General features: G+C 52.1%; 4 protein-coding genes and 1 tRNA gene. 1 reads left to right on the top strand and 4 read right to left on the bottom strand.

The genetic code is table 11. The features are described 5' to 3' along the window. Positions 1-220: 220 nt before the first annotated feature. Complete coding sequence (gene yicI, locus LG384_RS17930; RefSeq protein ID WP_225761339.1) at positions 221-2,539, bottom strand: alpha-xylosidase; 2,319 nt, start codon at positions 2,537-2,539, stop codon at positions 221-223. Between the two features lie 11 nt (positions 2,540-2,550). Then, positions 2,551-3,933, bottom strand: a complete 1,383-nt coding sequence (locus LG384_RS17925; RefSeq protein ID WP_048223139.1) for a glycoside-pentoside-hexuronide family transporter — start codon at positions 3,931-3,933, stop codon at positions 2,551-2,553. 289 nt (positions 3,934-4,222) lie between these two features. On the opposite strand from LG384_RS17925, the gene LG384_RS17920 reads away from it, so the two are divergent. Further along, positions 4,223-4,317: transfer RNA gene (locus tag LG384_RS17920), tRNA-Sec, on the top strand. Between the two features lie 694 nt (positions 4,318-5,011). Here the strand turns inward: LG384_RS17920 and LG384_RS17915 are convergent. Both LG384_RS17915 and LG384_RS17910 read right to left on the bottom strand, forming a co-directional pair. Then, positions 5,012-5,629 (bottom strand): helix-turn-helix domain-containing protein, encoded by a 618-nt coding sequence (locus tag LG384_RS17915; protein ID WP_048223141.1) that lies wholly within the window; start codon positions 5,627-5,629, stop codon positions 5,012-5,014. A 222-nt stretch (positions 5,630-5,851) separates the two neighbouring features. Next, positions 5,852-11,872 (bottom strand): Ig-like domain-containing protein, encoded by a 6,021-nt coding sequence (locus tag LG384_RS17910; RefSeq protein WP_225761338.1) that lies wholly within the window; start codon positions 11,870-11,872, stop codon positions 5,852-5,854. Positions 11,873-12,170 lie beyond the last annotated feature (298 nt).

Raw genomic sequence — 12,170 nt, 5'->3', positions numbered from 1 at the left:
AACGAAGCACTGACGCTCCACTTGCAATCCGTGATGATAAATATAAAAGGCCTACGATGTTGCAACAATACTAAATCGTGTCCTGTATTCCGGACAGAAATAAGACAAAAAAGGGAAATAGTGAGATATTTACAGCGCAGATCACATTTTTTGCCAGAGTTATAGTGATAACGCTCGCAAAAACCCTCCCTCTTTATCAGAGAGAGGGAGGATAAAAAATTTATAACGTGATGGTTAATTCATTGCTGTCAGGCGTCACAACCACGCCCCATTCGCTGCCCGCAGATGAACCGCCCTTCACGCCACTAATTTGCAGGATATTTCGCAGGCACAGCGTCCAGTTACGCGCTTCGCCGACACCTTGCACAGTAATGGTGTTACCCGCGCGCGTGGCCTTCAGCGTGAAGGTAACCGAGCCGTCAGCCGCCGGGACTTCACAGATGGCTTCCCGGCCCTCCTCCAGTTGGAATAACTGGAATGCCGTCCCTTCGTGCCAGGCATAGTCAGGCTTCTGGCTATTGCAGCCTAGCGCCAGCAGGGTGTTGTCTCGCACATAGACCGGCAGGCTCAGGAAGCCATGCTGTTGCTTATGCCACCGGTTGCCCTGCACGTCGTCATTATGCCACAGGTGTGTCCAGCGTCCTTCCGGCAGGTAAAACTGTACATCCCCTGCCTGCGAGAACACCGGTGCGACCATGATGCTATCGCCCAGCATGTACTGACGGTCGAGATAATCACACGCCGGATCGTCCGGAAACTCCAGCATCATCGCGCGCATCATCGGCGTACCCTGTTCACTGGCGCGGGCCGCTTCACGGTACAGATACGGCATCATGCGGCATTTCTGTTCGGTGAAGTAACGCACCACATCACAGGACTCGTCGTCATATGCCCACGGCACACGGTAGGATTTACTGCCGTGCAGGCGGCTGTGGCTGGAAAGCAGTCCAAACGCGCACCAGCGTTTATAGACGTGCGCGGGCGCTGTATTTTCGAAACCGCCGATATCGTGGCTCCAGAAACCAAAGCCGGAAAGGCCGATAGATAATCCACCGCGCAGGCTTTCCGCCATGGATTCGTAGTTGGCGTAGCAGTCACCCCCCCAGTGCACCGGGAATTGTTGCGCGCCCACGGAGGCGGAACGGGCAAACAGCACCGCTTCTTTCTCACCCACGGTTTCTTTCAGCACGTTCCACACCAGTTCGTTGTAGATGAAAGCGTAGTGATTGTGCATTTTCTGCGGATCGGCACCGTCGAACCACTGTACATCCGTGGGGATCCGTTCGCCAAAATCGGTCTTGAAGCAATCCACTCCGATATCCACCAGACCTTTTAGCTTGCTGGCGTACCACTCGCAGGCAGCGGGGTTGGTAAAATCATAAATCGCCAGGCCGGGCTGCCATTTATCCCACTGCCACAGAGAACCGTCAGGCCGCTTGAGCAGATAACCTTTCTCTTTCAGCTCATTGAAGAGAGGGGATTTTTGACCAATGTACGGGTTAATCCATACGCAAACCTTCAACCCTTTCTCTTTCAGGCGGCGGATCATCCCTTCCGGGTCCGGGAACGTCACCGGGTCCCATTCGAAATCACACCACTGGAATGCTTTCATCCAGAAACAGTCGAAGTGGAAAACGTGCAGTGGCAGGTTACGCTCCGCCATACCGTCAATAAAGCTGTTTACTGTCGCTTCATCATAGTTGGTCGTGAACGAGGTGGTGAGCCACAGACCGAATGACCAGGCTGGAGGCAGCGCCGGACGGCCAGTAAAACGGGTATATCGCTCCAGTACCGCTTTAGGCGTTGGCCCGTCGATCACAAAGTATTCCAGATACTCACTCTCCACGCTGAACTGCACTTTTGAGACTTTCTCGGAGCCGATTTCAAACGATACGCACTGCGGATGGTTCACCAGTACGCCGTAGCCACGGTTGGTGATATAAAACGGGATGTTCTTATAAGACTGCTCAGTACTGGTACCGCCATCGCGGTTCCAGGTATCTACAGTCTGACCATTACGCACCAGCGCGGTAAAGCGCTCGCCCAACCCGTAGACCGTTTCACCGACGCCCAGATCCAGACGCTCAAACATATAGTTGCGCCCGCTGTTGGTATCCTGCACATAGCCGTTATTTTTCAACTGGCTGCCGGTAATACGCACGCCGTTACGTAAAAAATCGAGTGACCAGAACTCCCCTTTGGTAACGCGCACGCTCAAATTACCGCTCTTCAGTTCGGCAAATTCGGCATTGTTCTGCATTACTACCGGCACATCCTGCTGCACATGCAACGGATAATGCGGACCTGTATCCAGCGCGCCCTGGAAGTGCTCCATACGCACGCCTACAACCCCTTCCTGCGGCGAGAAGAAGCGCAGGGTAAACAGTGGAGTATCGAGTTGCCAGGTGCGCTCACGTACATCGCGCGGCGCAACGTAGACCACCATCTCACTTCCCTGCTGCTCAACGTCGAATACCTGAATCGGGTTTATCAAATTTAGCCCAGGCTGAATCAGCCAGTTTCCATCGCTAATTTTCATCGTCTGTTCCTTTAGTTCTGAAATTCTTTGGTCGTAAAGTCCTGCTGATTGCGACGTGCCCCCTGAGCCAACTGGCTCATAATTTCAGTCAGATACGGGGTTTTCAGGGTATAGAAGCGTTTGGCAATGACGGCACTCAACAGGTAGCAGATCGCTGGGGCGATGGTGAACAACGCAATAATGATGCTGATGGTGGCGCTGTTCTGGGTTTTCGCTGCGGCATCGTAGCCACCGCCAGCCAGCATCCAGCCAATAAGCGCCCCACCGAGTGCGAGGCCCAGCTTGAGCACAAACAACGTCCCTGCGAAGCTGATACCCGTCAGGCGCTTGCCGTTGCACCACTCACCGTAGTCAACGGTGTCAGACATCATTACCCACTGGATAGGCGTCACCAACTGGTGCAACACACCAATCGCAAAGATAAAGATGAACATGGTGATAGTGGCGTGCATCGGCACAAAGAACATCGCCAGGCTGATAACCGCCAACAGGGCGTTGGTCCACCAGAAGACGCTCACTTTGCATTTCCAGTCGGTAAGTGGTTTTGCCAGCGCAGAGCCGATCAGATTTCCGACACAATAGGTGGTGAGGAAGGCGACAAACACCTCCGGCGTGCCGAGGATCCAGGTGACGTAATACATCATTGCCCCGCCGCGTACGCAGACAGCCAGAATATTGAGAATGGTGAGCAATCCGACGATGCGCCATTGATCGTTCTTCCAGATATCGCGCAGATCTTCCCGCATTGAGTTATTACCCGGAGGTGCTGCAACACGTTCTTTGGTAGTAAAGAAGCAAAAGGTCAGCATCAGGAATGCAATGACCGAGAGCACAGCAATCCCGCCCTGGAAACCCAATGCTTTGTTTTCGCCGCCAATCAGGTTTACCAACGGCATCATCAGCACCGTGGAGAGCATGCCGCCCGCCGTCGCCAGCACAAAGCGCCAGGACTGCAGTGAGATACGTTGAGTCGGGTCTTTGGTAATAACGCCGCCCAACGCGCAGTAAGGGATGTTAACCACGGTGTAGAGCAGGGTCAGCAGCGTATAGGTGACGGCGGCGTAAATCATTTTGCCATTCAGACTGAGGTCCGGCGTGGTGTATGCCAGCACGCAAACGAGGCCAAACGGAATCGCGCCAAACAGGATCCACGGGCGGAACTTACCCCAGCGCGATTGGGTACGGTCGGCAATCAGTCCCATGCACGGGTCTGAGATAGCATCCAGTGCGCGCGCCAGCAAAAACATAGTGCCGACAAAACCGGCGGGGATACCGAAGATATCAGTGTAAAAAAACATCATATACAACATAACGTTATCAAAAATAATATGACTGGCGGCATCACCCATTCCATAGCCAATCTTCTCTGTGACGGACAATATCTCGCTCTTCATTGTTTTATCCTTTAACACCGTAAGGTAGCTGAAACCGGTTACAGACGTTGTAAACCATCCTTGTGAGCGCGAACATTCCGATATTTTGTAATCAATTTACGATTCTTGCTTTCTGTGATCGGAGTAGCGTCGAAAAAATATGTCTAAATGTAAGTATTGGATTTTGTAGAGGTTTATTTGAAAACGGTCATGGTAAAGAGAAAGGGAAGTTAAAAAAGTGAGTGGGGGGGTGTGGAAACTCCTGGAAGTAGCTATAATGCGCCCCGCCTCCATGTAGCAATCGAGGCGCGGAAGATCGTCATCTCCGGTGAGGTGGCTGGACTTCAAATCCAGTTGGGGCCGCCAGCGGTCCCGGGCAGGTTCGACTCCTGTGATCTTCCGCCAAAATGCCTCAAGTAAGCACGTCTTTAATCACATCTCTTTTAAGCTGTCTTTATCCCGTATTGAACTCTGGCCAACCTGTAAGTCTTACTTACAAGTTCCACAGGAAGGGAATTGTCAGGTAATCCGTAATATTCGCGCCAGCCAGCCGGAATACAGTCAATTTGCCGGGCAACAATGACGCTTAAAAGAAGCCGAAGGCGAGTAGGATATTGCCGGTTTACTACAGTGGAAAAAAGAGCCGAAAAAGTAGCTCAGAATGCCCCCACATCCCACAAGCAGAATCATTTGAGGGGGATTATGGGGGTTACTCATTTATCCAATACAAAACATCAATATTAAATCAAAAGACCAGAGGTATTTCATCCACGCTGTGCACAATCATTAATTACGTCATTTTGTGCCATTGTTTATCTGTAAGAAGTGAAGTACAACAGATTGCAGAGTGATATAAATTTATAATATTCCGTTTTCAACTGGCTATGCACCATCCTCAACGAATTCCACCATGTCCGTAGTCTTCCATTCCTGATACAAAATGCGCCTACCACCCCTTCAGTTGTGATGATCGGCTAAAAAACAACGTTTCTTTAACAGTTGATAATTTCTCTTTCAACTGCTTATCACTGACTGTGTCAATGCTAATTCCATTTACCTAACACATATTTATCTAATAATTCACTCTCCAGTACTGAATTTAAAAACTTTCTGGTAAGAATTTTATACTCTTAAGATGCCCTTTACTGATATCTATGTACTCTCCTTTTTTTAATTCACTAATAATTAATGAAATCATGCTTTTAGACAATTTTGTATGCTTATGCAGATAATACAACGCACTCAATCTCTCTTTTACTTCCGGGCATTCAGAATTCAGAATATTGAGATAGTGACAGATAATCTTGTACGCATTACTGGACGATAGCAGCACCTCACGCGCCAACAACCTTCGGATAATATAGCTCAGGACAACAGATACATCGTACCACAAGTCATTCTCAGAGATGAGCTGACCCACTTTCTCGGCAGAAAGATAGAACCCTGATGTTTCCGTCTCCGTAAAAAAACGCCCGGCGTATTCATTCGGATAGTAATAATCTACAAATCCTAAGACCATGGGCGCTCTGACGGAAGACAACCAATAATCATCAGATAACTCATAACGCACCTGTCCCTTTACAAGATAAAAGAATAAAGGTTCGCCATCTGGTGATGTTCTTATTAATTCATTGCCTTCTGCAAGATGGAATGAATAACCATATTGAATAATCATATCGCCAAGTCGTTTAATTGACTCACGAGGGATTTCTAACATAAAGCACGTTACTCCGGTTATTAGCTAATTAAAATAAACAAAGTTAAGGCGCCGACAGCCTCACTGCGACAAATCGGCTGTAAAGTGTTTCAGTTTTGCCATTTCCAGTGTGGTAGTAATACTATGTCGTCTGTCTGCGTGCTGATATACTAATACCAGCAACAATAGTCCCTCCATACTCCTGTTCTTACCACTACCAGGCATCACTGACTGCTGCGGTATCTAATCTGCAACAAATTCTATCTGCTTTGTCTGGCTACTGTTACCGACCGTAGCCGTTACCTGCACTGGTTCCGCAACGGTATCAGCGATATATACAGTGAATGTTCCTCCATTATTAGTTGTGAACTGCTCCTCACTTGCCGCTGCTGTCGATGCGAGTCCGTCGCCTCCCATTGCAAATGTCACTGTACTCTTATCTGCGCTCATGGTGACCACGGCTCCGCCTACCGGGTTACTGTTGGCATCTACCACGGTGACTATCGCTCCTACCGTAGTCTTACCAGCCACACCACTGCTATTACTGATCTCCATCTCTACCCTGGCCGTAGCGATATCACCCACAAATCTCGACGGACTGGTCTGGCTGGAACCACCCAGCGTGGCGGTGATTTGAACCGTTTGCGCCACCGTGTCGGTGAAGGTCACACTCACATGTCCATTCGCATCCGTGGTACCTTGCGTGCCAAAATTTACCGTACCTTTGTCTGCACTCCAGGTCACCACAGCCCCGGAGACCGGGTGATTGTTTGCATCCAGCACCGTGGCTGTTGCGACATTCGCGGTTGAACCATTCGCCGCGCTGCCGTCAGTATCGATGGTCAGTGTGCTAACGACTGCCGATGTGATGTCTCCGTTAAATCTTGACGGACTGGTCTGGCTGGAACCGCCCAGCGTGGCGGTAATCTGTGCCGTTTCCGCCACCGTGTCGGTGAAGGTCACACTCACATGCCCGTTCGCATCCGTGGTGCCTTGCGTGCCGAAATTTACCGTGCCTTTGTCTGCACTCCAGGTGACCGTCACCCCAGCCACCGGATTGTTGTGTGTATCCAGCACAGTCGCCGTAGCACTATTGGCCGCAACTCCGTTCGCCACACTGCCGTTCTTATCGATGGTCAACGAACTCACCGTCGCGGTCGTCGGATCTCCTACAAACACTACTGTTGCATTCATACGGCTGCCATTCTCCAGAACAGCTCCAACGGGAGAATTCCGGGACATCGTATCAGTGATTCTGACTGTCAGCTTTCCATCAATTCCGGTATATCCGGAGGCCTGACTGAAATGCATCGTTCCATCGAATGCAGGAGTCCAGCTCACATTTATTCCTGAGACTGGGTTGTTGTGCGCATCCAGCACTGTGGCCGTTGCAACATTGGCGGTTACACCATCCGCCACGCTGCCGTTCGGATCGATGACCAACGAACTGACCACCGCCGTTGCCGCATCCGCTATAAAGAGCGACGGTTCGGTCTGGCTGCTGCCGCCCAGCGTGGCGGTAATCTGTGCCGTTTCCGCCACCGTGTCGGTGAAGGTCACACTCACATTCCCGTTCGCATCCGTCGTGCCTTGCGTGCCGAACCTTACCGTGCCTTTGTCTGCGCTCCAGTCCACCGCGGCTCCGGCGACCGGGTTATTGTTCGCGTCCAGCACCGTGGCTGTCGCCTTGTTCGCCGTCGAACCATTCGCCACACTATTGTTAGTATTGATGGTCAGCGTACTGACCACCGCCGTTGCCGCATCCGCTATAAAGAGCGACGGTTCGGTCTGGCTGCTGCCGCCCAGCGTGGCGGTAATCTGTGCTGTTTCCGCTACGGTGTCGGTAAAGGTCACACTCACATGCCCGTTCGCATCCGTGGTGCCTTGCGTGCCGAAATTTACCGTGCCTTTGTCTGCGCTCCAGACCACCGCTGCTCCGGCGACCGGGTTATTGTTCGCGTCCAGCACCGTGGCTGTCGCCGTGTTCGCCGCCGAACCATTCGCCACGCTGCCGTCCTGGTTGATGACCAGCGTACTGACCACCGCCGTCGCAGCATCCCCCACAAAATGACTGTTCTGTGATTTAGCGCTACCATTATCCAAACCTGCGGTAACACTTATGGTTTCTGCCACTGTATCGGTGAAAGTGGCACTCGCCACACCACTCTGATTAGTGCTGGTAAATTTCGAGGAGAATTCCACCGTATTACTACTCGCACTGAGAGCAACTCTTAATCCACCAACCGGATTACCGTTCGCATCCACTACCGTCACAGCAACACCATTTTTCGAAGCGCCATTAGCTGGACTATTATCGGGATCAATAACAATAGAGCCGATCCTGGCGGTACTTGCATCTGCAACAAATGTGCTGCCCTGCACCTTACTACTGCCGTTTTCCAGAGTAGCCGTGATCTCTACATGCTCCGCTACGGTGTCCGTATAGGTCAGGCTCGTCCTACCACTACTATCGGTCACTCCTGAAGAGACACTGAGTTTCGCCGTGCTCTTATCTACCGTCCACGTCACAATCGCCCCGGCAATTGGGTTATTGAGAGCATCGACGACCATTGCCGTTACACCATTAGTAGCAATGCCATCTGCAATACTACCGCTATGATCGGGTAGCAAAGTGAGTGTTGCCGTCGCCGCATCCCCCACAAATTTCGACGGTTCAGTCTGACTGCTGCCGCCCAGCGTGGCGGTAATCTGTGCTGTTTCCGCGACGGTGTCGGTGAAGGTCACGCTCACATGCCCGTTCGCATCCGTGGTACCTTGCGTGCCAAAATTTACCGTGCCTTTGTCTGCGCTCCAGACCACCGCGGCTCCGGCGACCGGATTATTGTTCGCGTCCAGCACCGTGGCTGTCGCCGTATTCGCCGCCGAACCGTTCGCCACGCTGCCGTCCTGGTTGATGACCAGCGTACTGACCACTGCCGTTGTCGCATCCGCCACAAATTGCGATGGTTCGGTCTGGCTGGAACCACCCAGCGTAGCGGTGATTTGCGCCGTTTCCGCTACCGTGTCGGTGAAGGTCACGCTCACATGCCCGTTCGCATCCGTGGTGCCCTGCGTGCCGAACCTTACTGTGCCTTTGTCTGCGCTCCAGACCACCTCTGCTCCGGCGACCGGGTTATTGTTCGCGTCCAGCACCGTGGCTGTCGCCGTATTCGCCGCCGAACCGTTCGCCACACTGCCGTCCTGGTTGATGACCAGCGTACTGACCACCGCCGTTGCCGCATCCGCCACAAATTTCGACGGTTCAGTCTGACTGCTGCCGCCCAGTGTGGCGGTAATCTGTGCCGTTTCCGCCACCGTGTCGGTGAAGGTCACACTCACATGACCATTTGCATCAGTGGTACCTTGCGTGCCGAAATTTACCGTGCCTTTGTCTGCGCTCCAGACTACCGCAGCTCCGGCGACCGGGTTATTGTTCGCGTCCAGCACCGTGGCTGTCGCCGTGTTCACCGCCGAACCGTTCGCCACGCTGCCGTCCTGGTTGATGACCAGCGTACTGACCACCGCTGTATCCGTATCGGCAACAAAGGTGGTGGTTTTTGTTTGCGTCGCACCACTGACACTTACCGTCACTGTTACGTTCACCGTTTCGGCTTTCGCATCCGTCAGCGTCATCACCGCCTGGCCCGAAGTATCCGTCGTGGATGTTGGCCCCGCCAGGGAGGCTGTTCCATCCACCGTCCAGTTCACTACAACATTCGCCTGCGGGGTATTTGCGGCATCTACGACAATAACCGTGGCGGTACTGACGGTACGCCCGTCGGCTTTTATCTGTTGCGCGACATCAAAACGGCTGATCTTCAAAGCGGTCAGATCAACAGAGAAATGACTGGGCTGCGACTGGCTGCTACCGTTCGCCAGTACCGCAGTGATGTTGGTACTTTCAGCCACAGTATCTGTAAATTGCACACTGACTTTGCCGTCTGCCCCGGTATTGCTCGAGCCGGAACTGAATTTCACCGTTCCTTTATCCGCCTGCCATGCCACAGCAATCCCCGGTACCGGATGCCCCTGCGCGTCCAGTACTGTCACCGTCGCCGTATTGGTTGTCTTACCATCTGCCGGGCTGCTGTCCTGGTCCACCGTCAGGCTGCTGATAAACGCCGTCGCCACATCCGCTGTAAACGTTGTATTTACACTACGGGACACATTATTCGCCGTCGCGGTCACGACAGTCGTGCCCATAGAAAGATTCGTCAGCGTGGTCGACGCCAGCCCTTTGGCATCCGTTACTACCGAGGTATTTTCCAGCACCGCACCGTTCCCGGCACTGAATGCCACTGTGATCCCAGCTACCGCATTGCCCCGCGCATCGGTCACGCTGGCCTGTACCACGTTAGTCGCTTTCCCATCTGCCGCGGCATTGTCTTTCGTTATTTTTAGATCGCTGAGGGTGGCTGCCTCATCTGGCAAAAACGTCACGCTGACATCTGCCGCATTGCCGTTCTCCAGCGTCGCGGTGATTTTCGCTTCTCCGGCAACCACACTGGTGATCTCCGTGGTCGCCATTCCCTGTGCATCCGTCGTCGCACTTGCCGCCAACAGAGTTCCGGCACTGGTTGCAAATTTGACCGCCAACCCAGGTACCGGCTGGTTTGTCTGCGTATCAATTACCGTCAGACGTACCGTGTTTCGGGTATTACCGTCCGCCAGTGCGTTATCGTTTACCACCACAAATGACGAGATGTCGTTTCGCGCTTTGTGGACCATTACCACCGTTTCCGCGCTGTTTGATTTGTTATGGCGAGAGTCATACGCCACTGCGCTAATACGATAGGTATTCACACTGCCCTGCTCCGCTTTCCAGGCCGGCAGTGTGATAAGCAGTGATTCACGGGATTGTTGTGTAACGCTGCCTCCCGCATTGACAATACTGCTGTAGTCCCAGTCCACACTCTCTGTACCGTATTTTGCCCGCACGTCCGCGGTTAGCGACACGGTACTGTTCGCATCCGCAGATACTGTCGCTGGCAGCGACAAGGTAATAAGATCCTGTTTTTTATACTGCATAACGATGGTGTTATTACGTTCAACCATATCGTAACGACTGCCTGCCAGCGTCCGGGCCAACCCGACCATATCCGGATCGGTCTGATCGGCCATTGATACGCCCAGACGATAGTTGAAGTTCAAAAACACCCGTGAATCATTCGTATTGCTGCCGCTACGATGCTCCGCTCCTAACGTAACCAGCGGGATCGGCGTGTAGTTCAACCCAACCGTCACCGCCGAAGGTGAGTCCGCCAGATCCGTGTGGTCATCAAGAGCGACATTCTTGCCAAAATATTTCTCATACGTTGCGTTCATGCCAACATTTGGATATGAAGGCAACCAGCCGGCCAGACGCACGTCATATCCGTTGGCTGGCCGCTCATCGTAATCTTCCATATCTTCAACGCCAGACTGGTGCCAGTCGGTAATGCGCTGGTAAAGGTTGGCGGACAGTTTGAGGTAATCCGTCCAGGCTTCAGTGCCAATACCGTAGCGACTGTTTTCTCCGGTGATGTCGTAGTCATAGAAACTGTTCACGCCAAGCATCCAGTTACCCGTGAAGCCGCGCACTCCAAGGCCGATATTGGAGGTCGTGCGTTTATCATCCGTATCCCGGCGGATCCCGCCCTGGGTAAAAATCAGGTAATCAGCGGTATCAAGCATCGGGAATAACAGATCGAGATCGCCACCGCCCGGAAAGGATAAATTTACCCGCGCATGCCCGTACTGATTCAGCCAGGTTTCCATACGCTGGTTGGCAATCCCGGCGGCAATTCCGGCGGCGGCACTACGTCCCTGAGCTGCAGGATCATCACTGCCCAAAACCTGCCACAGGCGCGTAGCTGCGGTCTTACCTGAATCAATCATCTGCAACTCAGGATCGGCGACAGAGGAGGTTTTCCCCGCTTCTGGTTCTGAAGCTAAGGCAGGCAATTCCGCAGATTTAGTCGGCTGTGAGGAGAAAAAACCGGATGATTCCTGAGACGTCTTTTTGACATTTAGCTCAACAGAAGAGGAAGACCATATTTTATCTTTCTCTTCCGGAGGGGAGTCGGGGACAGCAGAGAGAAGCGCTGAGTTACGCATGGTGGTCATGGACTGACTGAATTGCTGTTCTGACGGTGAAGCGGCCACAGCCACAGAAACCCATGAGAATGAAAGCAGGACAGGCATGACAATTTGCAGAAATATATTCAGTAACGCAATTGTCTGAATTAAACGTGCGCTAAAGCGCCTGTCCGGCCTGGCATGCATGTTATTAGATACTCGGTAGATTTAGCATTAATAATTCGCCCTATAATATTTTATTTTTAAGGCAAGAAAAATTACTGTGTTAGTCCAAAAATGGAATATTCTATTTATGCAATGGAAAACAGGTATCTATTATTATATTTACAGGGAATCGATAATAAAAATCATTTACTAAAATAAGGCCGCCATTATCTAAAACGGTTCATAGTTTATGCTGTTCACCTGCATTTTTATTAATTATTGCCTTCCTGATGCTCCTTAGGAGGTAATCGCTTCGTTTGTTCTGGCAAAACTTTGAGCG

This window comes from Citrobacter sp. Marseille-Q3906 (assembly GCF_916618775.1).
Lineage (GTDB): Bacteria > Pseudomonadota > Gammaproteobacteria > Enterobacterales > Enterobacteriaceae > Citrobacter > Citrobacter murliniae.
The sequence above is the reverse complement of the archived record's forward strand: the minus strand, read 5'-3'. Positions and strand labels throughout refer to the sequence as shown.